The following is a 25,658-nucleotide window of genomic DNA, read 5'->3' as shown; positions in this document are numbered from 1 at the left end:
CGGCGCGGCCCGTGCCCGTCCACCGCCATCCGGCCCCGGACACCATCCCGGGCGGCTTCCCCGACATGGCCCCCGACCCCGTCCCCGCCCTGACCGCGCCCCGGCCGCTCGGGGAACTCCGCTCCTGGCCCGGTTCGTTCGCCGACCGGCTGACCACCCCGCTGCCCGGCGTACGGGCCTTCGCGCGGCTCGCCCGCGAAGGCGCCCTGCGGCCCGACACCGAGGGACTCGGCGGCATCCCGGACCTCCCGTACCGGCCGGCCCCGCTGCCCCCTGCCGTGCCGGGGACGGTGTGCGTCACCTGGGCGGGACACGCCAGTTGGGTGCTGCGGACCGGCGGGCTGACCGTACTGACCGACCCCGTCTGGTCCCGGCGCATCCTCGGGACCCCGGCCCGGATGACCCCCGTCGGCGTGCCCTGGGCGCAACTGCCGCCCGTGGACGCGGTGGTGATCAGCCACAACCACTACGACCACCTCGACGCGCCCACCCTCAAACGGCTGCCCCGGCACACCGCCGTGTTCGCCCCGGCCGGCCTGGCCCGCTGGTTCCGTCGCCGGGGCTTCAGCCGGGTCACCGAACTCGACTGGTGGGAGGCGGCCGAACTGGACGGGGTGCGCTTCGACTTCGTACCGGCCCACCACTGGTCGAAGCGGTCCCTGCTGGACACCTGCCGGACGCTGTGGGGCGGCTGGGTGCTGACGGACACGGCCACGGGCAAGAAGGTCTACTTCGCGGGCGACACCGGCTACGGCCACTGGTTCGCGGAGATCGGCCGCCGGCACCCCGACATCGACCTGGCCCTCCTGCCGATCGGCGCCTACGCCCCCCGATGGTGGCTGCGCGACGTCCACGCCGACCCCGAGGAGGCGGTCCGCGCCTGCGTCGACCTCGGGGCCCGCCGGATGGCCCCGATGCACTGGGCCACCTTCGTCCTGTCGGCGGAGCCCGTGATGGAACCCCTGCACCGGGTGCGCGCCGCCTGGTCGCGGGCCGGGCTGCCGCGCGAATCCCTGTGGGACCTGCCCATCGGGGCCTCGCGCACCTTGTGACCCCGGTCGCCCTCGCGGACCCCCGCTGCCGTGACCCCGGCCCGCTCAGCGCAAGGGGCGCAGCCGCCGCCACAGTGCCGGGGCCGCGCTGATCAACAGGGTCACCCCCACCGCCACGGCCACCCCCTCCCAGGGTCGCGCGAACAGCGACCCGCCCAGGATGCCGATCAGCCCGTACGTCCCCGCCCACGCCAGGCACGCCGGCCCGTCGCCCCGCGCGAACCGCCGCATCGGCAATCCCGCCAGCAGGCACGCCAGCATCACCGGTATCCGCCCCGCCGGAACCAGCCGCGAGACGACCAGGACCAGCACCCCGTGCTCGTCGAGCCCGTGCCGCGCCCGCTCCAGCCGGTCGGGCGCGGCCCGGTCCCGCAGTCGCCCCAGCCACCGCGAGCCGCCCCGCGAGCGCACTCCGCTGAGACCGAGCCAGTACAGCGCCATGTCACCGAGGAACGCCGCGAGCGCGGACACCCCGAACACGAGCAACAGGTCGATAGCCGGGGTCGGCTGGTGGAAGGCCACGACCGCGGCCGAACTCACCAGGGCCCCCGTCGGGATCACCGGAACCAGCGCGCCCAGTGCCACCAGCACGAACAAGGCCGGGTAGCCCACCGCCTGTCGGGCGCCCTGCGTGGCCTCCAGCCACAGCGTCACGGGAGCCGTACCCGCTCGCCGTGCGCGAGGGCCCGTACCGTCACCTTGGGCGCCAGCCGGGCCGCGAGACGCGCGAACTCCTCGCCGGGGGAGTGGAACTCGTGCGGCCGGACCGCGTCCATCCCGATCGGCCAGTAGGTCCCGTAGTGCACCGGTACCGCGGCCGCCGGAGCCAGCTCCGCGAGCGCCCGCGCCGCACGGCCCGCGTCCAGGTGCCCCGGACCCAGGTACGGCCCCCAGCCGCCCACCGGCAGCAGCGCCACGTCCACCGGCCCGACCTCCTCGGCCATCGTGTCGAACAGGCCGGTGTCCCCCGCGAAGTACGTCCGCGCCGAGCCGTGCACCACGTAACCGAGCGCGGGAGCCCGGTGCGGGCCGAACGGCAGCCGGCGCCCGTCGTGCCGCGCGCTGACCGCCCGCACGCGCAACCCCCCGCCGACGGTGAGTTCCTCGCCCGGCGCGACCTCGGTCAGCGCGAGCCCACCCGCGGCCGCGACCCGCGCCAACCCCGGCACGGCACCCACCGCCCCGCGCGGCACCAACACAGCGGTGCCGGGGGCGAGACGGGCCAGCGACGGCAGGTGCAGGTGGTCGGCGTGCAGGTGCGACACCAGCGCCACGTCCGCCTCGGCGGCCTCCGCGGGCGGCACCGCCCCGCGCCGTCGGCGCAGGTGCGCGAGTCGTCGGGCGAACAACGGGTCCGTCAGCACCCGCACCCCGGAGTCCTCCACCGTGCAGGTGGCGTGCCCCCACCAGGTGATCTCCACTGCCACGCGGCTCTCCCTCCTCGTCCCCCGAGGGTAGGCCGAAGCGCGCACAACCGTGACCGATCGCCCCCTCCTCCCCGGACGGGGATCGGAGTAGGGTCTCGCGCCATGGATGCGCTGCGCGTGGCCGCGATCGCCAGCCTGGCCCCGCTGGAGGAACTCGACGTCGACCCCTTCGCCGTGGACACCCGCGGCCAGCACGCCATGTGCGCGCGCTGGGCCGCCGAACACGGGTACGTCGTCACACGACACCTGCTGGTCTACGGCCTGCGCGCCGACCACTGCGGGCTCTGGCGCGACATCGACGCCGGACAGGTCGACCTGTTCGTCGCCGCCAACCGTCGGGTCCTGGCCCGCGCCCTGCGCTCCGTCGAGGAGTTCACGGCCGAATGCGAGCGACGCGGCGTACGGCTGGAGACCGCGGGACAGGACGAACCCGCCTACACCTCGGCCATGAAGGCGGAAGTGCACCGCAGGCTCTCCATGCCGACCTCCGGCTACGACGGCACGTAGCGGCCCCGCACCCGCGCCCCCCGCCCGCGCGCCCCTTCCGCGCGCCCCTCCCGGACGAGCCGACCCGTGCGACGCTGGCGGGGGAGACCGGGAACGGGGGTACGGCGTGGGGCGAAGGCGGTGGTGGCGCACGGCGGGCAGTGCGCTGGTTCGGGTGATCCTGGTGTGGGCGGTATCGACGCTCACCATGCTCGTGCTCGCGGGCGTCCTGCCGGACTTCCGCCTCCAGGCGGAGGGCCCCGGCGGCGACAGCCTCACCCGGATCGGCCTCACGGCCGCCTGGGGCGCGGGCGCCTTCGGCCTGCTGAGCGCGCTGGTGTGGCCGTTGGTCGTCCGGGCCCTGCTGCTGGTGCCCGCGCTGCTCCTCGGCCTGCTCGTGTTCTTCCTCAACGGCTCGCTGCTGCTGATCGCGATCGGCCTGATCCCCGACGGCCACGGCCAAGTGGCCCCCGAGACGGCGGTCGTCGTCGCCGCGGCGATGTCGGCGGTGGCGTCGGCGACCTCCACCGCGCTCGCCGTACGCGACGACGATGCGTACCGCCGCAGGCTCTACCGCCTCGCCGACCGGCGCCGCCGACGCGGACGCGGGACCCGCGTGGGCGGCCCCGCTCGGGCGGCCCCCGGCCTGGTCTTCCTGCAACTGGACGGGGTGGGGTACGAGGAACTGCGCCGCGCGCTGGACCGCGGGCTGATGCCGACGGCCGCCGGCCTCCTGGAGCGGGGCCACCGCGTCACGCCCTGGCGCACGGACTGGTCCAGCCAGACCGGCGCCAGCCAGCTCGGCATCCTGCACGGCTCCACCTTCGACGTGCCGGCTTTCCGCTGGTACGAGAAGGACACCGGCGAGGTGATGGTCTGCAACCGCCCGGCGGGCGCCGCCGAACTGCAGCGGCGTGCCATCGCCCGCACCGGCGACGGGGGGCTGCTCACCCTCGACGGGGCCAGCCGCGGCAACCTGTTCAGCGGGGGCGCCGACCAGCTCGCGCTGGTGCTCTCCCTCTCCGCCCGGCGCGGCCGCGACAACCGCTCCCGCGCCGGCTACTTCGCGTACTTCTCGGACCCGGCCAACGCCGTCCGCACCGCCGTCTCCTTCGTCGCAGAGGTGGGCCGGGAGATCGGCCAGTCCCTGCGCGCACGGGTGCGCGGGGAGGGCCCCCGCGTCGGTCGCGGCGGCCTGTACCCGCTGATCCGGGCCTTCGCGACCGTCGTCGAACGGGACGTGGTGGTGGCCGCGGTGATCGGGGACATGCTCGCGGGCCGCGCCGCCGTCTACGCGGACCTGGTGGCCTACGACGAGGTCGCGCACCACTCCGGACCGCACGGCCGGGACACCGACCAGGTGTTGGCCCGCCTCGACCGCGGCCTCGCGTTGATCACCCGGGTCGCCGGGCACGCCCCCCGCTCCTACCGCGTGGTGCTGCTCTCGGACCACGGCCAGAGCCCGGGGGAGACCTTCCTCGGCCGGTACGGGCTCACCTTGCGGGACCTGGTCCGGGCGGGCTGCGGACTGCCGGTCCCCCGCCGGGCCCGGCGCACCCGCAGCGGCGCCGAGGCGCGGGCAGCGGTGCTGGCCGCCCTGCGGCGACCGGTGGAGGAGGGGGAGGAGGCACACCCGGCGACCGGTTCGGACCCGGTGGTCCTGGCGTCGGGGAACCTCGGGCTGATCTCCTTCCCGGACGTACCGGGGCGGGCGGACCGGGCCTGGATCGAGCGAACGCACCCGGCCCTGCTGCCCACCCTGGCCGACCACCCGGGCGTCGGCTTCCTGCTCGTGGACGGGGAGGTGCTGGGCCCGGACGGCGCGGTGGCCCGGCTGGACCGGCCCGGCGAGGCGGAGGCGCTGTTGGCGGCCTTCGGGCCCGGCGCCGCCGACGCCGTGCGCCGGACCGACTCCTTCCCGCACGTGGCGGACGTCATGGTGAACTCGGCGTACGACCCGCGAACCGGTGTCGTCCACGCCTTCGAGGAGCAGATCGGCTCGCACGGCGGTCTCGGCGGGGAGCAGGGCCGCCCGTTCCTGATGTGGCCGCCGGAGCTGTCCGATCCCGGAGGCGGCCTGGTGGGCGCGGAGGCCGTGCACCGGGTCCTGAGCCGCTGGCTGCGGGAGGCGGACGGGCCGCAGGTACCGGTGGAGCCGTCGGGGGAGGCGCCGGCGGAGGATTCGCGGTCGGAGGCCACGCCGAGCGGAATCCTTCCGTCCGCCAGGGTGACCGTACAGGACGAAAACCGCTGATTTGGCGCGGCTTTTGGTGTGCACGACGATATGTCGACCCGTCCAGCATATGAAACACCTGAGGCGCACCACCCGTGAGCACCACCCTGCACGCCCCGGACCCCGCCCCGCCCACCACCCCCGACCCGGCCCCGCCCACCGCTCCGGACCCGGCCCCGGCCGCCGCCCCCGCCGAGGCCGGGAGCGGTCCGCACGCCCGTCGCTTCGGTCTGCCGATCGCGACCTGCCTGGTCATGGGCAACATCATCGGCGGAGGCATCTTTCTGCTGCCCGCCTCCGTGGCCCCCTTCGGCACGATCAGCCTCGTCGCCTTCGGCGTGCTCACCCTCGGCGCGATCGCCCTCGCACTCGTCTTCGGCCGCCTCGCGGAGCGGCTCCCGCAGACCGGGGGCCCGTACGTCTACGCCCGCGCCGCGTTCGGCGACTTCGCCGGGTTCCTCGCCGCCTGGAGCTACTGGATCACCACCTGGGTCTCGAACGCGGCCCTCGCCGTGGCCGCCGTCGGCTACCTCCGCGTGCTCTTCCCGGCACTCGGCGCGCACACGTGGTCCATGTGCCTGGGCGCCCTCGCCGTGCAGTGGCTGCCGGCGCTCGCCAACCTGGCCGGCACCCGGTACGTGGGGGTCGTCCAACTCGTCTCGACCGTGCTCAAGTTCGCCCCGCTGCTGCTGGTGGCCGTCGGCGGCCTGTTCTCCTTCGACCCGGCGAACCTCGGCCCCTTCCAGGCGACCGGTCAAAGCCCCGCCGGCGCGGTCTCCGCCTCCGCCGCGATCCTGCTGTTCAGCTACCTCGGTGTCGAGTCCGCCGCCGTCAGCGCCGGCGAGGTCCGCGACCCGGCCCGCAACGTCGGTCGGGCCACCGTCCTCGGCACCACGGGCGCCGCCGCCGTCTACCTGCTGGGCACCCTCGCCGTCTTCGGACTGGTCGCACACGACAAGCTCGTCACCTCCCAGGCCCCCTTCTCCGACGCCGTCGACGCCATGTTCGGCGGCACCTGGGGCGGTACCCTCGTCGCCTGCGCCGCCGTGATCTCGATGGTCGGCGCCCTCAACGGCTGGACCCTGCTCAGCGCGCAGACCCCGTACGCGGCCGCCCGGGACGGGCTCTTCCCGAAGGTCTTCGAGACGAAGCGGCGCGGGGTCCCGGTGGCCGGCGTCCTCGTGACCGCCGCCTTGGCCTCCGCGCTGACCGTCTACAACTACACGGCCGGCGGTGACGGCGTCTTCGAGGTCCTGGTGCTGGTCACCACCTTCACGGCGACCGTCCCCTACCTGCTGTCCACCGCCGCGCAGATCTACTTCCTGGCCTCCGGGCGGCGAGGCCGGGTCCGCCGCGGCCGGCTGGTCCGCGACGCCGCCCTGGCCTGCCTCGCCTTCGCGTTCTCCCTGTGGCTGGTGGCGGGCTCCGGGTACGCCGCCGTCTACCAGGGCGTCCTGTTCCTCTTCGCGGGCGTCTTCTGCTACGCCGTGATGGCAGCACGACGGGACCGGCGGCCGGCGTCCTGACACACGAAGAACCGGCCCGGCCCCCGTACGCGCGGTACGGGGGCCGGGCCGGTTCCTGTTCCGGGCGGCTCAGTCCAGGTAGTCGCGCAGTACCTGGGAACGCGACGGGTGGCGCAGCTTGGACATGGTCTTGGACTCGATCTGGCGGATACGCTCACGGGTGACCCCGTACACGCGGCCGATCTCGTCCAGCGTCTTCGGCTGGCCGTCGTTGAGGCCGTACCGCATGGAGACGACACCCGCCTCACGCTCGGAGAGCGTGCCCAGGATGGACTGGAGCTGCTCCTGGAGGAAGGTGAACGACACCGCGTCGGCCGGGACCACGGCCTCGGAGTCCTCGATGAGGTCACCGAACTCGCTGTCGCCCTCCTCACCCAGCGGCGTGTGCAGGGAGATCGGCTCGCGGCCGTACTTCTGGACCTCGATGACCTTCTCCGGGGTCATGTCGAGTTCCTTGCCCAGCTCCTCCGGAGTGGGCTCCCGGCCCAGGTCCTGGAGCATCTGGCGCTGGACCCGGGCCAGCTTGTTGATGATCTCGACCATGTGCACGGGGATGCGGATGGTGCGGGACTGGTCCGCCATGGCGCGGGTGATCGCCTGGCGGATCCACCAGGTCGCGTACGTGGAGAACTTGAAGCCCTTGGTGTAGTCGAACTTCTCCACGGCGCGGATCAGACCGACGTTGCCCTCCTGGATCAGGTCCAGGAAGAGCATGCCTCGGCCGGTGTAGCGCTTGGCGAGCGAGACCACGAGACGGAGGTTGGCCTCCAGCAGGTGGTTCTTGGCACGGCGGCCGTCCTCGACGAGGATCTCCAGCTCGCGCTTGAACGCGGGCTTGTGGTCCTCCTCCTCTTCGAGCTTGTACTCGGAGAACAGGCCGGCCTCGATGCGCTTGGCGAGCTCGACCTCCTGCTCGGCGTTGAGGAGCGGCACCTTGCCGATCAGCTTGAGGTAGTCCTTGACGGGGTCGGCGGTGGCACCGGCCACCATGACCGTCTGCGCCGGGGCGTCGTCCTCGTCGTCGTCGGACAGGACGAAGCCCTGGGTACCGGCGGCCTTGGGAGCCTCTTCCTCGGCCTCGTCGGCGAGGTCCTCGACCGCCCAGTCCTCACCCTCGACGACCGGGGTCTCGGCCTCGTCGGAGTCCTTGGCGCCGGTCTTCTTCGCCGCGGCCGTCTTCTTCGTGGCCGTGGCCTTCTTGGCGGCGGTCTTCTTGACCACGCGCTTCTTGGGCTCGGCGGCGGCCTCGGCCGTCACCTCGTCCTCGGCGGCGGTGGTCGGCGAAGCGGATATCGCCGCAGCGGTGGCAGGGGTCGCGCCGGCCGAGGCCTTGCGCGCGCCGATGGGGCGCGGCGCGGCGGTCGCCTTCTTGGTCACGGTGCGGGCCGGCGCGGCCGCCGCCTTGCGGGGCTTCTTCACGGCGGCCTTCGTGGCGGGGGCAGCGCTGACGTGCAGCGCGACGCCCTCCTCGTCCAGGACCTGGTTCAGGCTGCGCAGGACCCGCTTCCACTGGTCCACCGGGATGCGGCCGGCCTCGAAGGCCTGACGCACATCGTCACCGTTGATGTGACCCTGCTCGCGGCCGCGCTCGACGAGCGCGACGAGGGCCTCCGATTCGGCGATCTCCGGAGGGAACGTACGGGACGGGCTGAGCGACACAAGGAGCCTCTCGTTGCGAACAATTAAGGGGTGGGCGGGACATCATCGCGCGAACTCGGGAAACAGACCCCGGGGGGCTCTGTATTCCGGGCCGCGCGAGGACACCTGTCGGTTCATCGCACGCCCGAGTCGATTCGTTACGCGCTGAATTGAGTGACCTGCGCCACGCTGTGTCCGCGCAACCCGATCCGGCCTTGATCCGTCCGCCCTCTTCCCGCCCTCTCCTCAGCCCGCTTTGCGGGCCTCGACGAGGAAACGGGCGGTGTGGGCGACGAACGGGCCTTCACGCTCGATCCGTTCGTGCAGCTCGCGCAGTCGGTCGCGGTAGTGCCCGACCGTGAAGCCCGGCACCATCCAGATCACCTTCCTCAGAAAGTAGATCACGGCTCCGATGTCGTGGAACTCAGTACGCAGCCGCTCCGAGCGCAGATCGACGATTTCCAGGCCGGCGGACGTCGCCCCGGCGACGGCGTCATCGGGGTGCCGGGCCCGCCGCACCCGGGGCGGCTGCGGCCCGAGGAAGTACTCCACGAGCTCGAAGACGCTGGCGGGACCGACCTGCTGCGAGAGCTGGCTGCCGCCCGGGGCCGGCACGCGGGCGATCTCCTCCCACCAGACAGTCACCGGGTGTCGGCTGACGACCAGCTCGAAGGCCTCGTCTCCGAAGGGCAGCGGCGGCTCGTCGGCGTCCGCGACCACGACCGCGCCGAGCGGATGCAGCAGCCGAGTGGCCTTGGCCACGTTCGGCGGCCAGGACTCCGTGGCCGCCGTCAGCCGGGGCAGCGGCCCGGCGCCCGCGAGCACCTCCCCGCCGCCGGTCTGGATGTCCAGGACCGAGCGGACGCCGGCCAGCCGCTCGCCCAGCAGCTTCTGGTACCCCCAGGAGGGCCGCTGCTCTGTGGCCCTGCCGTCGAGCCAGGAGAAGTCCCAGCCGTCCACGGAGACCGAATCCGCCTCGGCGACGAGATCGTCGAAAGTGCGCGTCATGTCGGAATCCTCCCAGCTCCCGTCCCGGTGATCCACCGGGTTGTCGCCCGGGCCGCCCGGGCCGCCCGGGTCGGGTACCCGGGGCTGCTCGCGGGGGCCCGTCCGCCGGGTCGACTAGAGTGGGCGGCGGGCCGTGACTGGCGTTCGGGTGGATCACCACCGGGGAGCGGCCCGGCGTACTCCCGTACGTCGACTGCCGCGCGCCTGGGCGAACCGCGATCCGCAGCGACGCCAGGAGACCCCATGACGACTGCCCAGACCGACACCCCGGACCGTACCGCCCGACTGATGGACGGCACCGCCCTCGCCCGCCGCATCTCCGAGCGGACCGCCGCGTACGCCGCCGCGCTCACCGAGCGCACCGGCACCGCGCCCTGCCTCGCGACCGTGTTGGTCGGTGAGGACCCGGCGTCCGTCACCTACGTCCGGATGAAGCAGAACCGTTGCGCCAAGGCCGGGATCACCTCCCGCCACGTCGAGCTGCCGGCCGCGACCACCACCGCGGAACTCGTCGCCAAGCTCACCGAGCTCTCCGAGGACCCGGAGATCAGCGGCATCCTGCTCCAGCACCCCGTGCCGCACCACATCGACGAGCGCGCCGCATTCGAGGCCATCGCCCCCGGCAAGGACGTCGACGGCGTCACCATGCACTCCTTCGCCGCCATGGGCTTCGGCCTGCCCGGCTTCGTCTCCTGCACGCCCGGCGGCATCATGCGGCTGCTGGAGGCCTACGACGTGGACCTCACCGGCAAGCACGCCGTGGTGGTGGGCCGCAGCGCGATCCTGGGCAAGCCCGCCGGGATGCTGCTGCTGGAGCGCAACGCCACGGTCACCTACTGTCACTCCCGCACCCGCGACCTGCCCTCGATCGTGCGCCAGGCCGATGTGCTGGTCGCCGCCGTCGGCAAGGCGGAGTTCATCCGGGGCGAGGACATCAAGCCGGGCGCGGTGGTGCTGGACGCCGGGTACAACGAGGGCAACGTCGGCGACGTCCACTTCGAGTCGGCCGCCGCCCGTGCCTCGCTGATCACCCCGGTTCCGGGCGGTGTCGGCCCGATGACCATCGCCGTCCTGCTGGAGCAGACCGTCCAGGCGGCCGCCGCCCAGGCCGGCCTCGACCTCGCGACGCTCTGACCCCCGCCCGGGGCGCCGTCGGGGTCGGCCCCGCGCGCCCCGGCGGCCGACCCCGCGCGGCCCGGCGGCCGGACCCCGCGCGGCCCGGTGGGTTCAGGGACCCAGCGAGCCCAGGTACTTCGCCGTCGCCGGGTCGGCCGGCAGGAAGGTCTCGATGGCCAACTCGGCGACGGTCACGTCCATGGGTGTGTTGAAGGTGGAGATGGACGACACGAAGGACAGGACGTGCCCCTCGTGTTCGATCACCAGCGGGAGCGCGATGGACGCGACCGCTTCCCCCCGCTCGCCGTCACCGGGCCGCCGCTCCGCCACCGGATACGCCGACACCTCCTCGTACAGCGCGCGCAGCGGCTCCGAGCGGGCGAGCGCGATCTGCCGTTCCATCTGCGCCAGCAGGTGCCCCCGCCACTCGCGCAGGTTGCGGATGCGCGGGGCGAGCCCCTCCGGGTGCAGGGTGAGCCTCATCGCGTTCAGCGGAGGCGCCAGCAGGTGCTCCGGCACCCCCTCCAGCAGCATCGCGATGCCCCGGTTCGCCGCCACCACCCGGTAGGTCGCGTCCACCACCAGCGCCGGATACGGCTCGTACCCGGTCAGCAGGCGTTCCAGTCCCTCGCGCAGGACGTCCAGCTCCGGCGCGTCCAGCGGGGTGCACGCGTACCGGGGCGCGAAACCGGCCGCCACCAGCAGGACGTTGCGTTCCCGCATCGGTACGTCGAGGTGCTCCGCGAGCCGTAGCACCATCTCCTCGCTCGGCCGGGACCGGCCGTTCTCCACGAAGCTGATGTGCCGGGAGGAGGAATCGGCGCGCCCCGCCAGCTCCAGCTGACTGATCCCGCGCCGTTCCCGCCACGCGCGCAGCAGCGCGCCCACACTCGCAGAGGTCATGGCCCGACGTTAGCCCACCCGGGTCGCCCGGCACCGGGGCCGTCGGGGACGGGGCAGGCGGCCCGAGCCGGGCGATCCGGAAGGAAACGGCACGCGCCGTGCGTGGGGCCTTCCCCGCGGCGCGTGGTGTGGGAACCTTGACACCACGTCAGGCCGTCGGCCGACCGGTCGTGAAGGAGCGTGTGGATGTCGGGCGAACCGCTTTCCCAGAAGGAGATCGAGGACCGGCTGCGGGAACTTCCCGGCTGGGCCTTCGAGGACGACCGCATCCGGCGCACGTACCGGCTGGGCAGCCACCTCGCGGCGAGCGCGCTCGTCGCCCACATCGCCGTCGTGCAGGACGAGTTGAACCACCACTCGGACCTCACGCTCGGCTACGACTCGGTCCGGGTGTCGGTGAACACCCACAGCGCGGGAGACGCGGTCACCGAGACCGACTTCGCCCTCGCCGAGCGCGTGGAGGCGCTGGCCCCCGCCCACGGCGCCCGCTGATGCCCGGCCCGGGGTCGGCGCCGCTGCTCGACTACGACGCCGAGGCCGAGGTCTACGACGCCACCCGCGGCGGCGTCCCCCGCGCCGAGGCCGCCGCCGCGGTCCTCGGCCTCCTCCCGCCCACCGCGGGCACGCTCCTGGACCTGGGCTGCGGCACGGGCATCGTCACCGCCCGGCTGACCCGCCCCGGCCTGTGGGTCCTGGGCGCCGACTCCTCCTTCGGGATGGTCGCGGCGGCGGCGCGGCGCGGAGTCCCGGTGGTACTGGCCGGCGCGGCCGGCTCCCCTTCCCGGCGGCCTCGCCGGACGCGGTCGGCGCGGTGTGGCTGCTGCACCTGCTGCGCGAACCGGGCGCCGTGGCGGCCGTGGTCGCCGAGGTCGCGCGAGTGCTGCGCCCGGGCGGGGTCTTCCTGACCACCGTCGACAAGGACGCCGCGCACGACGTGGGCAGCGACATCGACGAGGTGTTCGCCCCGCACCTGACGCACGCGCCGGCGGACGCGGCGGAGCAAGTCGCCGCCCACGCCGCCGAGGTGGGACTGCGGCCGTACAGGGACGCCCTCTTCGCCGGCCACGGGCAGGGCCGCACCCCGCGCGGCGCGGCGGGGGCCCTGTCGGCCGGGCGTTACGCCTCCCGGATCAGCCCCCGCGGCGTCACCGTGCGGGAACTGGCCGACCGGCTGGGGCTGTTGCCGGACCAGGACACCCCGCGCGCGGAGCCGACGTACCGCCTCCAGGGGTTCGTCAGCGGCTTCCGCGGCGGCTGACGGCGGACCGCGCGGCGGCCGACCGCCTCCCGTCCGCGGCCCGCCGCTCTCAGACGGGCTCCAGGCGCCACCACTGCGCCGGCGAGTCCGCGTCCTCGCCCTGGCGGGCCCGGCCCTGCTCGTCCACCTCCAGCGACAGCCCGCTGACGCAGGCGATCAGCGAGACCACGCCCGGAGCGTCGAGGTGCTCCTCGACGATCCACTCCTGCGCCCCGAACGCGTTCGGCTTCCACACCTGCACCCGGGCGCCGTTCTCCGTCGAGGCGTTCGCCACGTCGAGGCGGCGCTGGGCGCGGACGTTGACGACGTACACCACTCCGCCACCGCTGTGGACCGGCGAGATCTCCCACTCCCGCGAGGCGGCGGGACCCTCCGCCGCCTCCGGGGCCACCGCGACCCGGTTCCCGCCCTCCACCCGCAGCAGCAGACCGCCGCCCACGTTGCGGATGCGGTAGACCCCCCGCGGTACGCCCATGCCCGCGCCCCTCAGACGTCGAAGACGGCCGGGTCGGGCCCGATCCTGCGGCCGGCGGGGCCGGAGCCCAGCGCGTCCAGCGCGGCCGTGTCCTCGGCGTCGAGCTCGAACCCGAAGACGTCCAGGTTCTCCCGGATGCGGGCCGGGGTGACGGACTTGGGGATCACGACGTGCCCCGACCGCAGGTGCCAGCGCAGCACCACCTGCGCGGCGCTGCGCCCGTGCTTGGCGGCGATCGAGGCGACCACCGGCAGGGTCAGCAGTTCCTTGCCCTGCCCCAGCGGCGACCACGCCTCGGTGGTGATGCCCAGCCGGGAGTGCAGGGCGCGCAGTTCGGTCTGCGGGAAGAGCGGGTGCAACTCGATCTGGTTCACCGCCGGGACCAGGTCGGATGACTCGCCGAGCCGCTCCAGGTCCGCGGGACGGAAGTTCGATACGCCGACCGCCTTCGCGCGGCCGCTCGCGGCGATCTCCTCGAAGGTCTTCCAGATGGCGAGGAAGTCGTCGCGCATCGGACGCGGCCAGTGGATCAGGTAGAGGTCCACGTGATCGAGCGCCAGTTTGGCCAGCGAGTCGTCGAAAGCGCGCAGCACCTCGTCCCGACCCCAGCGCCGCGAGGGGCCGTTCCACAGCTTCGTGGTGACGAACAGATCCTCGCGCGGCAGGCCGGACGCGGCGAGCGCCTTGCCGGTGCCCTTCTCGTTGCCGTAGATCGCGGCCGTGTCGACGCTGCGGTAGCCCGCCTCCAGCGCCGTGCCCACCGCCCGCTCCGCCTCGTCGTCCGGGACCTGCCAGACGCCGTAGCCGAGCTGGGGCATGAGGGTGCCGTTGTTGAGCTTGATGCCGGGGACCTGGTTCACGTCGGGTCGTACCTCGCGATCGGAAGCGGGTGGGGGTGCGCCGGCAGCGGGGGCGACGACAGTCGTGACCGTGCGCCCGCGGCGCGCGTCGACGGCCACAACCGGCCGTACGAACGACGTATTCCCGCCATCCGGGTGGTCATCCGCCGACACTGCTCCTCGTCCGCGGAGCCTCGGCGGCGCCCCGCCGCGGACGCTCCCGCTGCGCCGTCAGCGTTCGTACATGGCGGCGACCTCCACCGCGTAGGCCTTCTCGATCGCCTTCCGCTTCAGCTTCAGCGAAGGGGTCAGCAGGCCGCCCTCCTCGGTGAACTGCCCGGCCAGCACCCGGAACGTGCGGATCGCCTCCGCCTGCGAGACCAGGGTGTTCGCGGCGACCACGGCCCGTCGCACCTCCGCCGTCAGATCCTTGTCGTGCACCAGCTCCGCCGCCGCCCGCTGGGGCAGGCCGCGCATCGACAACCAGTGCGCGACGCCCTCCCCGTCCAGGGTCAGCAGCGCCGCGATGTACGGCCGGTCGTTGCCGACCAGGACGCACTGCGACACCAGGGGGTGCGAACGCACCCGTTCCTCCAGGGCCGTGGGCGAGACGCTCTTGCCGTTGGAGGTCACCAGGATCTCCTTCTTGCGCCCGGTGATCGTCAGGTAGCCGTCCTCGTCCAGCCGGCCCAGGTCCCCGGTGGCCAGCCAGCCGCCGCGCAGCACCTCCTCCGTGCCGCGCGGGTCGTTCAGGTACCCGGAGAAGACGTGGGCGCCGTGCAACCAGACCTCCCCGTCGTCCGCGATGTGCACCGTCCCGCCCGGGATGGGAGGGCCCACCGTCCCGTACTTCGTGGCCCCCGGCGGGTTCGCCGCGGCCGCCGCGCACGACTCCGTCAGGCCGTAGCCCTCGTACACCGTGATGCCCGCCCCGTCGAAGAACAGCCCCAGCCGGCGCGACATCGCCGAGCCGCCCGACATCGCGTGGCGCACCCGACCGCCCATCGCCTCGCGGACCTTCCCGTACACCAGCTTCTCGAAGAGCTGGTGCTCCATGCGCAGCCCCGCGGACGGGCCCGGGCCGGTACCGAAGGCCTTCTGTTCGCGTGCCTCCGCGTACCGCACGGCCGTTTCCACCGCCCGGTCGAAGGCGCCGGTGCGCCCCTCGGCCTCCGCCTTGCGGCGGGCGGCGGCGAACACCTTCTCGAAGACGTACGGGACCCCCAGCACGAAGGTCGGCCGGAACGCGGCGAGGTCGGGCAGCAGCTCGGCCGCCGCCAGCACCGGCTGGTGGCCGAGCTTGACCCGGGCGCGGACGGCCGCCACTTCCACCATCCGCCCGAAGACGTGCGCCAGCGGCAGGAAGAGCAGAGTGGACGGTTGTTCGCCCGCACCGGCCTGGAACACCGACTCCCAGCGCGTCACCATCGTGTCGGCCTCGAACATGAAGTTCGCGTGCGTGAGGACACAGCCCTTGGGGCGGCCGGTGGTCCCGGATGTGTAGATCACGGTGGCGACCGCGTCCGGCGTGACGGCCCGGCGGTGCCGGTGCACCACGTCGGGCGCCACGGCGTCCCCGTCGGCGACGATCTCCGCCACGGCCCCCGCGTCGAGCTGCCACAGCCTGCGCAGGGCCGGGAGCCGCTCGATGACCGAGCCGACCGTCATGGCCTGGTCCTCGTTCTCCACGACGCAGCCCGTGCACGCGGAGTCGTACAGGATCCAGTGCACCTGCTCGGCGGAGGACGACGGGTACACCGGTACCGGCTGGGCGCCGATGGCCCACAGCGCGAAGTCGAACAGGGTCCACTCGTACCGGGTCCGCGACATCACCGCGACCCGGTCGCCGAAGCCGATGCCCTGGGCCAGCAGCCCCTTGGCGAGCGCCAGTACCTCCCCGGCCAGTTCGCCGGAGGTCACGTCGCCCCAGGCCCCGTCCGTCTTGCGGCCGAGCACCACCCGGTCCGGGTCCTCCCGGGCATGCTGGAACACGATGTCGGCCAGGCCGCCGGACGGCGTGCCCGCGACCACGGGTGGGACGGTGAACTCGCGCAACGACCCGCTCCTCTCCGTGTGGCGCCGCGACGCTATCCCACGTACCCGGCGGACCGGCACCCCCCGGGAAACCTCCACAAGATCCCCCCGGGCCGTTCGGGGCGCGCGTGACCTGCGCGCGGGCGACCGGTCGCCCGGCTCAGGCCGGTCGGCTCAGTCCGTCGCCGGCGGAGAGGACGGCGGCCGTCAGCGCGTCCGAGGCCGGCGTCGGACGCCGCCCCTGGAGCAGCGCGAACTCCACCGGCCCCAGCTCCGGCAGCCCGCCGACCCGGACCAGGCCCGGCGGGACCAGGCCCCGGGTGTGCGCCATCACGCCCAGCCCCGCGCGGGCCGCCGCGATCAGCCCGCTCAGGCTGCCGCTCGTGCACGCGATCCGCCAGGGCCGCCCGTCCCGCTCCAGCACCTCCAGGGCCCGCGCCCGGGTGATTCCCGGCGGTGGGAAGACGATCAGCGGAACGGGCCGCTCCGGGTCCACCCGCAGCCCCGGCGCCGCGATCCACACCATCCGGTCCCGCCACACCAGACGGCCGCGCCCGTCCTGCGGCCCACGCCGCTTGGCCAGCACCAGGTCCAGGCGTCCCGCGTCCAGCCGCTCGTGCAAGGTGCCCGACAGCTCGACCGACAGCTCCAGATCGACCTCCGGGTGCTCTTGCCGGAACGTCTTGAGGATCTCGGGAAGCCGGGTCAACACGAAGTCCTCCGACGCCCCGAAACGCAGCCGGCCGCGCAGCCGGGTGCTCGTGAAGAAGGCCGCGGCCCGCTCGTGCGCCTCCAGGATGGTCCGGGCGAAGCCGAGCAACGCCTCGCCGTCCTCGGTCAACTCGACGCTGTGCGTGTCACGGGCGAACAAGGGCCGGCCGGTCGCCTCCTCCAGTCGCCGCACGTGCTGGCTGACGGTGGACTGGCGCACCCCGAGCCGGCCGGCGGCCTGGGTGAAGCTGAGCGTCTGGGCGACGGTCAGGAAGGTGCGGAGCTGGGCGGGGTCGTACATGCCGGGTCCGTTCACCACACCAGCCTATTGCGATTCATGATGACAGTCAGTGTGGTGTACGGGTTTCCCGATGAGCGTCCGCCGGGCGAGCATGGGAAACCGGCTGCCCGGCGTCCGGGCCGGAGCGCCACACCGCCCGCCGTCCCGGCCGACCGCCACACCGCCGGCCGCCATCGCCACCCGCCCCGAGAGAGCACCGTATGCGCCGCCCCCGCCTCCCCGCCCGGTTCCCGCCGGACCCGTACGTCATGGCCCTCCTCGCCACGGTCGCCCTCGCCGCCCTGCTCCCCGCGCGGGGCGCGGCCGCGACCGCCGCCGACGCGGCCCAGACCTGCGCCGTCGCCCTCCTCTTCTTCCTCTACGGGGCCCGGCTCTCCACCCGCGAGACCCTGGACGGCCTGCGCCACTGGCGGCTCCACCTCACCGTGCTCACCGCCACCTTCGCCGTCTTCCCGCTGCTGGGCCTGGCCGCCGGCGTGCTCGTCCCGGGCGTCCTGACGCCGCAGCTCTACCACGGCCTGCTCTTCCTGTGCCTGGTGCCCTCGACCGTCCAGTCCTCGATCGCCTTCACCTCGATGGCCCGCGGCAACGTGCCCGCCGCCGTCTGCGCCGGCTCGTTCTCCAGCCTCGTCGGGGTCCTCCTCACACCATTGCTCGCGGCCGGGCTGCTCGGCGGGACGACCGGCGGCTTCTCGACCGACTCCCTGGCGGCCATCGTGCTCCACCTGCTGGTGCCGTTCCTCCTGGGTCAGACCCTGCGCCCCTGGGTCGGCCGCTTCCTGGTCCGTCGCAAGAAGGTGCTCGGATACGTGGACCGGGGCTCCATACTTCTCGTGGTCTACGCGGCGTTCAGCGCGGGCATGGCCGCCGGGATCTGGCACCGGGTCAGCCTCCCGCGCCTCGGGGCACTGCTGGCCGTGGAGGCCGTACTCCTCGCCGCGATGCTGTCGCTCACCTGGTACGGGGCGGGCCGCCTCGGGTTCGGCCGCGAGGACCGCGTCGCCATCCAGTTCGCGGGGTCGAAGAAGAGCCTCGCCGCCGGACTGCCCATGGCCGGCGTGCTGTTCGGCCCGCAGGCCGCGTTGGCGGCGCTGCCGTTGATGCTGTTCCACCAGATGCAACTGATGGTCTGCGCGGTGCCGGCCCGCCGCCGCGCCCGGGACCCAGAGCCCGCCGCCTGCGCCGAACTGCCCGCCCACCGTGTGGCGGAGGTCTCCCGCACGCTCCGACACCCCACCGCACGGGCCCGGTAACGTGCGTCGGTGACCTGGATACGCCCGCTCTCCGCCCACGCCGAACGCCCGTGCACCCTCGTGGTCTGTCGGGGCTGCTGCTGCGGGGACCCCCGCAAGAACCCCGGCACCGACCACGCCGGCCAACTGGCCCGGCTGCGCGAGGCCGCGGCCGCCTCCGGCGGACGCCTGGCGGTCCGTACGAGCGACTGCCTCGGCCCGTGCGCGCAGGCCAACGTCATCGTGGTCCAGCCCACCAGCGAGGCCCGGCGCCGGGGAGCCAAGGCGGCCTGGTTCGGCTGGGCCCTGGACGACACCGCGACCGACGAGATCGTCGCCTGGGCCGAAGCGGGCGGCCCCGGCGCGGGTCCCCTCCCCGCGACCTTGGAACTGCACCGCATCGATCCGCCGGCCCCCGAGCCCCGGCCGGAGCGCCGCGAGGGCCGGCGGGGGCGCGCCGGGAGATGAGGCGCGCCGGGCCTCAGAGCGTCACGCGCTCCTCGCCCGCGTAGATGTTCATGTCCTGCCCGCGAAGGAAGCCCACCAGGGTCAGCCCCGATTCCAGCGCGAGGTCCACGGCCAGGGAGGAGGGGGCCGACACGGCGGCCAGCACGGGTATCCCGGCCATCACCGCCTTCTGCGCCAGCTCGAAGGACGCCCGGCCCGACACCAGCAACACCGCGCCGCCCAGCGGGAGCCGCCCGGCCCGGAGCGCCCGGCCGACGATCTTGTCCACGGCGTTGTGCCGGCCCACGTCCTCCCGTACGTCCAGCAATTCGCCCTCCGCCGAGAACAACGCCGCCGCGTGCAGGCCGCCGGTGCGGTCGAACACCTTCTGCGCCGCACGCAGCCGGTCCGGCAGCCCGGCGAGGACCGCCGCGCTCACCCGCACCGGATCGGCGGCGAGCCCGGCAAAGCGGGTCGCGGTGCGGACCGCGTCCAGACTGGCCTTGCCGCACAGGCCGCAGGAGGAGGTGGTGTAGACGTTCCGCTCCAGCGAGATGTCCGGCAGCGCGACCCCGGCCGCGAGGTGCACGTTCACCACGTTGTAGGTGTTCGTCCCGTCCTCCGTCGCCCCCTCGCAGTAGGTGACGGCCTGGACGTCCGAGGCGTGCGCGAGGACGCCCTCGCTCACCAGGAAGCCCACCGCCAGCGCGAAGTCGTCGCCCGGCGTGCGCATCGTGATCGCGAGAGGCTTGCCGTTCAGCCGGATCTCCAGCGGCTCCTCGGCCACGAGCGTGTCCGGTCGGGTCCCGGCCACCCCGCCGCGGATCCGGACGACGCGACGGCGTTCGGTGACCCGTCCCATGTGATCAGTCCACCGTTCCCTGTCGCTCTGACGTGCGCCCTGTCGGTCGCGCACCTGCCGCGCCCATTCTCGCGGATGTGCCGTTTCGGGTGCCCCCGGCAGGAAGATCCTCTGAATTCTCCAAATTACGGGCCCTTAATCCTGTCGGGTCACACGCACCCGTACCCGCCGGTAGCAGGCAAAGCTGGGTGAACCTGACAGTCGTACGAGAGGGAATCCCGCCCATGACCGGTTCACGCGTGGTGGCGCTAGGGCACTACCAGCCCGCGAGAGTGCTCACCAACGAGGACCTCGAGGCGATGGTCGACACCAACGACGCGTGGATCCGCTCGCGGGTCGGCATCAGGACCCGCCACATCGCAGGGCCCGAGGAGCCGGTCGACGAGCTGGCCTTCCAGGCCGCCGGCAAGGCCCTCGCGAACGCCGGGCTGCTTCCCGGCGACATCGACCTCGTCCTGGTGGCCACCTCCACCGCGATCGACCGCTCGCCCAACATGGCCGCCCGTGTCGCGGCCAAACTGGGCATGAGCGGCGGACCCGCCGTCATGGACATCAACGTCGTCTGCTCGGGCTTCACGCACGCCCTGGCCACCGCCGACCACGCGATCCGGGCGGGTTCCGCCACCCGGGCGCTGGTCATCGGCGCCGACAAGATGACCGAGATCACCGACTGGACGGACCGCACCACCTGTGTGCTGACCGGCGACGGCGCGGGCGCCGCCGTGGTCGAGGCCTGCGCCGAGCCCGGCATCGGACCCGTCCTGTGGGGCTCGGTGCCCGAGATGGGCCACGCCGTCCGGATCGAGGGCACGCCCCCGGTCTTCGCCCAGGAGGGGCAGGCCGTCTACCGCTGGACCACCAGCCGGCTCCCCGCGCTGGCCCGCAAGGTCTGCGAGAAGGCCGGCATCACCCCGGAGGAGCTGGCGGGCGTCGTCCTGCACCAGGCCAACCTGCGCATCATCGAGCCGCTCGCCGCGAAGATCGGCGCCGTCAACGCGATCGTCGCCCGGGACGTCGTGGACTCCGGCAACACCTCCGCCGCGAGCATCCCGATGGCCCTGTCGAAACTGGTCGAGCGCCGCGAGATCCCCTCCGGTGCCCCCGTGCTGCTGTTCGGCTTCGGCGGGAACCTCTCCTACGCGGGACAGGTCATCCACTGCCCCTGACCCGCCGGCCGGGCCATGCCCGCAGGTCAGCGCGGTGCGCCGGAAGCGCTCCGGACCGAATACCTGGTCGGAACCACCTCGATCCCCTGCTATTGTTGTCCATGTCGCCGCGGGAAACCGGGGCCGACCACCTGGTCCGGGTGGCGGAATGGCAGACGCGCTAGCTTGAGGTGCTAGTGCCCTTTATCGGGCGTGGGGGTTCAAGTCCCCCCTCGGACACCAGCAGGAACCCCACTCCGGTGGGGTTCTTTTGCGTTTGCGCCCCCCGCGTCCGCTCCCCCCGGTCGACCCCCGGTGCGGCATCATGGCCAGGAACGGGTCTAGGGGGAGAACGTGTCGCAGGGCGAGCCACGCAACAGTGTTGTGATCGGCGGTCGTTACCGCCTGGACAAGCGGCTGGGCCGGGGTGGGATGGGCACAGTGTGGCGGGCCGAGGACGAGCTGCTCGGCCGGTCCGTCGCCGTGAAGGAGCTCCACCTCGACGGCGGCCGCGAGACCAGCGGCGCGCTGCGCGAGGCCCGGACCGTCGCACAGGTCAGGCATCCGCACGTCGTCGTGGTCCATGACGTCGTGGACCACGAGGGCAGTGCCCACATCGTGATGGAGCTCGTCGACGGCGGTTCGCTCGCCGACCGGCTCTCCACCGCGGGCCCCCTGGGCGTCGAGGAGACGGCGCGGACCGGCCTCGCCCTGCTCGGCGCGCTGGGCGCGGCGCACGCGCGGGGGGTGCTGCACCGCGACGTCAAACCGGCGAACGTCCTGATGGAGGCCGGGACGGGGCGGGTGGTGCTCACGGACTTCGGTATCGCCCACCTCGCCGGGGTCACCACGATCAGCGAGACCGGTGCGTTCGTCGGCTCGCCCGAGTACACCTCTCCCGAGCGGATGCGGGGCGCGGCGGCCGGTCCGGCCTCCGACCTGTGGTCGCTCGGCGTGCTGTTGTGCGCCGCGTTGACCGGGGAGTCGCCCTTCCGCCGTGATTCGCTCGGCGGGGTCCTGCACGCCGTCGTCTACGCCGAGATCGAACCGCCGGCGCAGGCGGGTCCGCTGCGGCCGGTCATCCGGGGGCTCCTGGAGCGTGACCCCGAGCGCCGACTGGGAGCGGACGAGGCGGAGCGGCTGCTGTCGGCGTACGTGGCCACGGGCCGGGTCCCGCTGGTCGGCCCGGTCGCGTCACCGGCGGTTCCGGCGGCCCGGGGCCCCGAGCCCGTCGACGCCGTACCGCCCACGCCCCCGTCCGTCCCCGCCCCGGTGGCCGCCCCCGTCCCCGCCCCGGCGCCCGCGACCGCCGCCGTGGTGACGCCGCGGCCGATGCGGCCGGGGCTGCGTGCCGGGTTGACGGCCGCTCTGGTCGTGGTGGCCGTGGTGGCCACCTTGGCCGTGACCTCGCTGCTCAGGGACCGTACCGAGGACCCGGCCGGGCGGGCGGCGCCCGGCCCGACCGCCGGCAGGGTGGCCCCCGAGGCACCCGCTTCCGCCGCCCCGGGCTCCCCCCGGGCCCCGGCTCCGACCTCTGCCCCCGTCTCGTCCACACCGTCCCCGCCGCCGCCGCCGTCGTCCCGGCCGGCCGCCGCGACCGCCAAGCGGGCCCCCGCCGGCTACGGCATCACGGCCGACCCGCAGGGTTTCAGCATCGCGGTGCCCCAGGGCTACCAACGCAGTACCGACTCCGAGCGGGTCTTCTACGTCTCCCCGGACGGGGCCTTCCGCATCGGCGTCAAGACGAAGCCGGCGTCCTTCGGCGGTCCGCTCGGCGTCATGCGGGCCTCCGACGCGGCCGGCCCCGACACCAACCCGGGCTACCGCGACGCCTCGGTCGTCGCCACCACCCACAACGGACTGCCCGCCGCCCTTTGGGAGTTCACCTGGAACGGCTTCACCGCGGCCGAGGGCGCCCGGCACACCTTCGACGTGTGCTGGGACGAGAACGGCCGCATGTACGACGTCTGGGTCTCCGCGCCCGTCGGCCGGGGGGCGGAGGCGCGCAGCCACTTCGACGCCGCGCTGGACTCCTTCACCCCGGGCGGCTGACGCCTCAGTCCCACGCCCGCAGCACCACCAGCCCCCCGGGCGTCGACAGGCTGCCCGGGCCGAGGGGGCCGAAGGTGCGTGGCAGGGCCAGGCGCGGTTGTCCGCCGTCGAAGGCGGCGTCGAAGAGGTAGGCCGACGCCGACGCCGAGTCGCTGACCAGGTGCGGGCCCTCCGGCGTGGCCGCGGTCGTCGAACCGGTGAGTGGCGTGCGGAACATGTTCCGCAGGTGGCGCAGGACCTCCGGGGTGATCCCCGCGGCACCGGCGGGTGGTGGCACCGGGCCGCCCGCCGGCAGGGTCGGGTCCCCGGCGTCCGGGAAGTCCGGGTCCGGGGCGTCCGGCGGGATCGCCCCCGTCAGGAGCAGCGCGAGGAGCACCGGGACGGCCTTGCGGCGCAGTGCCCCGGTGGCTTGCCTCAGCCGGTGCGCGTGGGTCGCCGGGAGCGAGAGGGCGAGGCTTCCGGCGGCGTCGCCGGCCGCGATCGGGACGGCCGCGCAGACGACCCCGGGGGAGTACTCGCGCAGGTCGAACACGGGTGCGCCGGGCGCCACCGCGTCCAGGGCGTTGAACAGGACCCGGCTGTCGGTGATGGTCTGCCGGGTGAGCCGGGCCGGGCGGTGCCGGGCCACGTGATCGGCCCGCCGGTCGTGGTCGAGCTGGGTCAGCAGGCACTTGCCGACGGCGCTGGCGTGCGCGGCGGCCCGGAAGTCCACCCACTCGCGCACCGGCGGGGTCCCGGGCCCGTCCGCCATCTGCGTGATCCGGACCTCGCCCTCGGCGTACCGGCTGAGGTAGACCGCGGCGCCCGCGCTGTCCCGCGCCAGCGCCAGCGTCCGCTGCAACTGTTTCGCCAAGCCGGCGCGGCCCGGTGCGGCCAGCCGGTCCAGCGCCGGCCCCCGGCCGTAGACCCCCGCGCCCGGGCGGTACGCGTACTCCTCCTCGCACAGCATCGTCAGGAGCGGGCGCAGCTCCGCCTCGGCCAGCCCCGCCTCGTGTGCGAGCCGGCCGGCCCGTACGCCCAGCGGGTGCCGTTCGAGGACGCGTACGACCGCCAGGGCGCGGTGGGCCTCCGCCAGGGCTTCCCCCGGGCCCGCAGGGGAGCCGCTGACCTGGGCCGCAGCCGTCAGGGACGGGTGGCGCAGCGGGCCGGCGCCCAGCCGGGTGGGAGCCGAGGGCCGCACCGGGGAACGGAACGCGGCGACCACCGACGCGAGCCCCGGCTTGGGCAGCGGTACCGGTCCCAGGTCGGGGTCGTCGAGTTGGTCGACGTAGCGCAGGACGGCCGCCTGGGCGCACAGCCGCACCTCCCGCAGGTCGCGGCGGCCCCCCGGTCGGAAGCCGCGACGGCCGAGTTCGACCGCCCAGACCCGGGCGTCGTGGTGTTCGCCGCGCCGGGAGTGGTCGAGGAAGAGGCAGTAGGCGGCCGGCGCGGTCCGTGCCCGGCCGGAACCGGCCGCGTACTGCCACCAGAAGCGGGCCCCCTCCCGCATCCCCGCCAGGTGCAGCAGACAGCCGAAGACCACGGCTCCGACGAGGTCGGTGTGGCCGCGGTCGGTGAAGGAGCGCAGCCGCGTCTCGGCCTTCGGTTCGCACACGACGGCGAGGCACACGGCCTTGAGGTCGCGCCGGGCCCGTTCGGCGTCGAGCGGGACGTCGCGCGCCGGATCGCTCCAGCCGTAGCCGGAACGGCGCCGGGTCCGGCCGTGCGCGTGCCCCAGGCCGGGGTGCGGGATGCGCAGCAGCCGGGCCTCCGCCGCCCCGAGGTCGTAGTGCGGATAGCGGTCGCGCACGCTCGCCCGGTCCAGGAACTCGGCCAGGGAGCGCGGGGTGCCGTCGCAGTCACGGCCCTCTCGCGGCCTCATGATTCGGCGGAGGCGTCGAGCAGGCGGGCGAGGCGACGGTGGGCCTGCCCGAGCTGCGAACGGACCGTGGCCTCGTCGACGCCCATCACGGCGGCGGCCTCGCCGGGGCTGCACCGGAGCCCGTAGCGCAGGAGCACCGCGTCCCGCTGGCGCTCGGCGAGCCGGGAGACGGCCGAGTAGAAGCGGATGGTGTCGGTCAGCACCGCGTACTGGTCGGTGTGGACCTCCTTGAGGGCCGCCTCGAAGGCGCTGATGTCCATCGGTTCGGGGCAGGGCGTACGGCGGTGCTGGCGGTCGACGATCCGTTGCTTGAGGACTGTCCAGGCGTAGGCGTCGAGGCGGTCCATGTGAAGCATCCGGAGCCACTCGTTCATGATCGAGTCGAAGGTGGCGTCCACCGCGTCCTCGGCGGCCGCGTCGGAGCCGAGCTGAAGGTACGCGAAACGCATGTACGCGGGCCGCCGATTGGTGTGGAAAGCCCAATAGGACAGTCGTGCGGGCGGGTCCCACTGGGTCATGGGAGTCGGCTGCCGTCGCCGGCTCGGCAGCCCCACGGCACCGCCGGACTCCTCCGGTCCGCCATCGCTCACCGCTCCACCTCGTCCCCCTGAATCCGCCGGATGCCCTGAACCCTCGTCGTCGAGCCGGGCCCTCGTACGCCCGTCGCGCTCTCGTGCTCCGGCCGCTTTCCTGCTCCGGGTGCTCCGCGTCCCGCCTGCCCGGCGTTCTCGCCCTCAGCCTGTCAGCGCGGGCGCATTCGAAGGGCGCAGAGAGGAAACCTGGAAGCAAAGCGTTCGGTGACGATCGACTCGTGATCTCCTTCGATCGGGTGACGGCTCAACCGGCGCGTACGCATATGCCCCCCGGCAGGCGCTCCCACCCGGCAATACGGCGGCGGGGCCGCGCGACGGGTTCCTCCCTCCCCCTCTCGTCCACGCTGCGGTCAGGGGTCGGGGGCCTCGTCGCCGCGCCTGTAACATGACCCCAGCGCGAGGGCCGTGACGGAGAGGTCACTGCCCTCGCTTTTGCGTATGTCCACCCGCGGAAAACGC

General features: G+C 73.9%; 23 protein-coding genes, 1 tRNA gene, 1 pseudogene and 1 riboswitch. Of the genes and pseudogenes, 13 read left to right on the top strand and 12 right to left on the bottom strand.

Annotated features, from left to right (window positions below; translation table 11 throughout):
• The first annotated feature begins 65 nt into the window (after nt 1-65).
• Nucleotides 66-1,052, top strand: a complete 987-nt coding sequence (locus tag E6R62_RS09510) for an MBL fold metallo-hydrolase (RefSeq protein WP_136212962.1) — start codon at nt 66-68, stop codon at nt 1,050-1,052.
• Between the two features lie 45 nt (nt 1,053-1,097).
• Here E6R62_RS09510 and E6R62_RS09505 read toward each other — a convergent pair whose 3' ends face one another.
• On the bottom strand, nt 1,098-1,706 hold the full coding sequence (locus E6R62_RS09505; RefSeq protein ID WP_136212883.1) for a DedA family protein: 609 nt from the start codon (nt 1,704-1,706) through the stop codon (nt 1,098-1,100).
• Nucleotides 1,703-2,479, bottom strand: a complete 777-nt coding sequence (locus E6R62_RS09500; RefSeq protein WP_168714008.1) for an MBL fold metallo-hydrolase — start codon at nt 2,477-2,479, stop codon at nt 1,703-1,705. Before E6R62_RS09500 ends, E6R62_RS09505 begins: the two co-directional genes overlap by 4 nt.
• 102 nt (nt 2,480-2,581) lie before the next feature.
• On the opposite strand from E6R62_RS09500, the gene E6R62_RS09495 reads away from it, so the two are divergent.
• From E6R62_RS09495 to E6R62_RS09485, 3 genes are all read left to right on the top strand, one after another.
• On the top strand, nt 2,582-2,986 hold the full coding sequence (locus E6R62_RS09495; protein ID WP_136212882.1) for a hypothetical protein: 405 nt from the start codon (nt 2,582-2,584) through the stop codon (nt 2,984-2,986).
• A gap of 154 nt (nt 2,987-3,140) precedes the next feature.
• On the top strand, nt 3,141-5,219 hold the full coding sequence (locus E6R62_RS09490) for a phage holin family protein (RefSeq protein ID WP_206308693.1): 2,079 nt from the start codon (nt 3,141-3,143) through the stop codon (nt 5,217-5,219).
• 209 nt (nt 5,220-5,428) lie between these two features.
• A complete protein-coding gene (locus tag E6R62_RS09485) occupies nt 5,429-6,724 on the top strand; it encodes an amino acid permease (protein WP_240801573.1) in 1,296 nt (431 codons plus the stop codon).
• Between the two features lie 69 nt (nt 6,725-6,793).
• Here E6R62_RS09485 and E6R62_RS09480 read toward each other — a convergent pair whose 3' ends face one another.
• Together E6R62_RS09480 and E6R62_RS09475 are read right to left on the bottom strand one after the other, a co-directional pair.
• The gene (locus E6R62_RS09480) at nt 6,794-8,383 is read right to left on the bottom strand and encodes an RNA polymerase sigma factor (RefSeq protein WP_136212880.1); all 1,590 of its coding nucleotides are present in this window, start codon (nt 8,381-8,383) and stop codon (nt 6,794-6,796) included.
• A gap of 225 nt (nt 8,384-8,608) precedes the next feature.
• Nucleotides 8,609-9,370, bottom strand: a complete 762-nt coding sequence (locus tag E6R62_RS09475; RefSeq protein ID WP_136212879.1) for a class I SAM-dependent methyltransferase — start codon at nt 9,368-9,370, stop codon at nt 8,609-8,611.
• Between the two features lie 123 nt (nt 9,371-9,493).
• Nucleotides 9,494-9,587: riboswitch (ZMP/ZTP riboswitch) on the top strand.
• Nucleotides 9,588-9,613: 26 nt separating this feature from the next.
• Between E6R62_RS09475 and E6R62_RS09470 the strand changes: the two genes are divergently transcribed.
• Nucleotides 9,614-10,504, top strand: a complete 891-nt coding sequence (locus tag E6R62_RS09470; RefSeq protein ID WP_136212878.1) for a bifunctional 5,10-methylenetetrahydrofolate dehydrogenase/5,10-methenyltetrahydrofolate cyclohydrolase — start codon at nt 9,614-9,616, stop codon at nt 10,502-10,504.
• Between the two features lie 93 nt (nt 10,505-10,597).
• On the opposite strand, the gene E6R62_RS09465 is transcribed toward E6R62_RS09470, so the two are convergent.
• Entirely contained in the window at nt 10,598-11,389 is a 792-nt protein-coding gene (locus E6R62_RS09465; protein WP_136212877.1) for a helix-turn-helix domain-containing protein, read from the bottom strand.
• Nucleotides 11,390-11,575: 186 nt separating this feature from the next.
• Between E6R62_RS09465 and E6R62_RS09460 the strand changes: the two genes are divergently transcribed.
• The 3 genes from E6R62_RS09460 to E6R62_RS42035 are packed head-to-tail and all read left to right on the top strand — an operon-like array spanning nt 11,576 to nt 12,647.
• Nucleotides 11,576-11,881, top strand: a complete 306-nt coding sequence (locus tag E6R62_RS09460; RefSeq protein ID WP_136212876.1) for a 4a-hydroxytetrahydrobiopterin dehydratase — start codon at nt 11,576-11,578, stop codon at nt 11,879-11,881.
• Nucleotides 11,881-12,294 (top strand): methyltransferase domain-containing protein, encoded by a 414-nt coding sequence (locus tag E6R62_RS42040; RefSeq protein ID WP_306432418.1) that lies wholly within the window; start codon nt 11,881-11,883, stop codon nt 12,292-12,294. The genes E6R62_RS09460 and E6R62_RS42040 overlap by 1 nt, the downstream gene beginning before the upstream one ends.
• The gene (locus E6R62_RS42035) at nt 12,201-12,647 is read left to right on the top strand and encodes a hypothetical protein (RefSeq protein WP_306432417.1); all 447 of its coding nucleotides are present in this window, start codon (nt 12,201-12,203) and stop codon (nt 12,645-12,647) included. Before E6R62_RS42040 ends, E6R62_RS42035 begins: the two co-directional genes overlap by 94 nt.
• Before the next feature lie 49 nt (nt 12,648-12,696).
• On the opposite strand, the gene E6R62_RS09450 is transcribed toward E6R62_RS42035, so the two are convergent.
• The 4 genes from E6R62_RS09450 to E6R62_RS09435 all read right to left on the bottom strand — a co-directional run bounded on the left by E6R62_RS09450 (nt 12,697) and on the right by E6R62_RS09435 (nt 17,007).
• The gene (locus E6R62_RS09450; protein ID WP_136212875.1) at nt 12,697-13,122 is read right to left on the bottom strand and encodes an RICIN domain-containing protein; all 426 of its coding nucleotides are present in this window, start codon (nt 13,120-13,122) and stop codon (nt 12,697-12,699) included.
• A gap of 11 nt (nt 13,123-13,133) precedes the next feature.
• Entirely contained in the window at nt 13,134-13,982 is an 849-nt protein-coding gene (locus E6R62_RS09445; protein WP_136212874.1) for an aldo/keto reductase, read from the bottom strand.
• Nucleotides 13,983-14,192: 210 nt separating this feature from the next.
• Complete coding sequence (locus tag E6R62_RS09440) at nt 14,193-16,016, bottom strand: long-chain fatty acid--CoA ligase (RefSeq protein ID WP_136212873.1); 1,824 nt, start codon at nt 16,014-16,016, stop codon at nt 14,193-14,195.
• 139 nt (nt 16,017-16,155) lie between these two features.
• Nucleotides 16,156-17,007 carry a LysR substrate-binding domain-containing protein gene (locus E6R62_RS09435; RefSeq protein WP_136212959.1) on the bottom strand — a complete coding sequence of 284 codons (852 nt, stop codon included), beginning with the start codon at nt 17,005-17,007 and terminating at the stop codon, nt 16,156-16,158.
• A gap of 200 nt (nt 17,008-17,207) precedes the next feature.
• Between E6R62_RS09435 and E6R62_RS09430 the strand changes: the two genes are divergently transcribed.
• The gene (locus tag E6R62_RS09430) at nt 17,208-18,260 is read left to right on the top strand and encodes a bile acid:sodium symporter family protein (RefSeq protein ID WP_136212872.1); all 1,053 of its coding nucleotides are present in this window, start codon (nt 17,208-17,210) and stop codon (nt 18,258-18,260) included.
• Between the two features lie 9 nt (nt 18,261-18,269).
• Entirely contained in the window at nt 18,270-18,707 is a 438-nt protein-coding gene (locus tag E6R62_RS09425) for a (2Fe-2S) ferredoxin domain-containing protein (RefSeq protein WP_206308692.1), read from the top strand.
• Nucleotides 18,708-18,720: 13 nt separating this feature from the next.
• Here the strand turns inward: E6R62_RS09425 and fdhD are convergent, their stop codons facing one another.
• Nucleotides 18,721-19,548: a formate dehydrogenase accessory sulfurtransferase FdhD gene (gene fdhD / locus E6R62_RS09420; protein WP_136212871.1), complete on the bottom strand. Its 828-nt coding sequence runs from the start codon at nt 19,546-19,548 to the stop codon at nt 18,721-18,723.
• Between the two features lie 224 nt (nt 19,549-19,772).
• Here fdhD and E6R62_RS09415 point away from each other — a divergent pair, with 224 nt between their 5' ends.
• The 3 genes from E6R62_RS09415 to E6R62_RS09405 all read left to right on the top strand — a co-directional run bounded on the left by E6R62_RS09415 (nt 19,773) and on the right by E6R62_RS09405 (nt 22,745).
• Nucleotides 19,773-20,714, top strand: coding sequence for a beta-ketoacyl-ACP synthase III (locus E6R62_RS09415; RefSeq protein ID WP_136212870.1), 942 nt, complete (start codon nt 19,773-19,775; stop codon nt 20,712-20,714).
• 134 nt (nt 20,715-20,848) lie between these two features.
• Nucleotides 20,849-20,936: transfer RNA gene (locus E6R62_RS09410), tRNA-Leu, on the top strand.
• Nucleotides 20,937-21,047: 111 nt separating this feature from the next.
• Nucleotides 21,048-22,745 (top strand): serine/threonine-protein kinase, encoded by a 1,698-nt coding sequence (locus tag E6R62_RS09405; protein ID WP_276615552.1) that lies wholly within the window; start codon nt 21,048-21,050, stop codon nt 22,743-22,745.
• 355 nt (nt 22,746-23,100) lie between these two features.
• Here the strand turns inward: E6R62_RS09405 and E6R62_RS40755 are convergent.
• Nucleotides 23,101-23,820 (bottom strand): annotated as a pseudogene (locus E6R62_RS40755) (IclR family transcriptional regulator C-terminal domain-containing protein); the annotation flags it as partial.
• A 782-nt stretch (nt 23,821-24,602) separates the two neighbouring features.
• Nucleotides 24,603-25,196, bottom strand: coding sequence for an RNA polymerase sigma factor (locus E6R62_RS09395; RefSeq protein ID WP_240801564.1), 594 nt, complete (start codon nt 25,194-25,196; stop codon nt 24,603-24,605).
• Nucleotides 25,197-25,658 lie beyond the last annotated feature (462 nt).

Source organism: Streptomyces sp. A1136 (assembly GCF_004795055.1).
GTDB lineage: Bacteria > Actinomycetota > Actinomycetes > Streptomycetales > Streptomycetaceae > Streptomyces.
Note: the sequence above shows the minus strand (reverse complement) of the source record. Positions and strands in the feature narration are given on the sequence as shown.